The organism is Myxococcus llanfairpwllgwyngyllgogerychwyrndrobwllllantysiliogogogochensis, assembly GCF_006636215.1.
In the GTDB taxonomy this organism is placed as follows: domain Bacteria; phylum Myxococcota; class Myxococcia; order Myxococcales; family Myxococcaceae; genus Myxococcus; species Myxococcus llanfairpwllgwyngyllgogerychwyrndrobwllllantysiliogogogochensis.
Genome location: NZ_VIFM01000982.1, coordinates 1 through 391 on the forward strand (window position 1 = coordinate 1; position 391 = coordinate 391).

A 391-nucleotide genomic window follows, 5' to 3' on the forward strand; every position below is an offset into this window, starting at 1 on the left:
TGGGCGTGGAAAAGCTCAACTCCATGTGCACGCAGTTCACCGGCGAGGAAAACGCACAGATGTTCGCGCTCAAGGCGGCCTTCGACCCGGCCGGGCTGCTCAACCCCGGCAAGGTGATCCCCACGCTACAGCGCTGCGCCGAGTACGGCCGGATGCTGGTGCGGGGCGGCCGTATCGCACACCCCGACCTGCCCCGGTTCTGACCCCCGCGCGGCGGCCGGCCCTCGGGCGTCAGGGCGGGCCGGGCTCCGCCGGGCCTTCGGGGTGCGTCATCAACCATCGCCGGATGGCGGCCACCGTCTCGCCACTCTGGCGCGTCAGGCGCCCGGCTTCGTCCAGCACCGGCACGGTCGCCGTGCGGTACAGCGCGCCGCCCACCGTCGCCAGCAGC

Annotated in this window: 1 protein-coding gene; it reads left to right on the forward strand. The window is 72.9% G+C overall.

Going from position 1 to position 391, the window contains the following annotated elements:
• Positions 1-203 (forward strand): FAD-linked oxidase C-terminal domain-containing protein (locus tag FJV41_RS57660; RefSeq protein ID WP_220138078.1); only part of this gene is annotated, 203 nt, incomplete at its 5' end.
• Positions 204-391 lie beyond the last annotated feature (188 nt).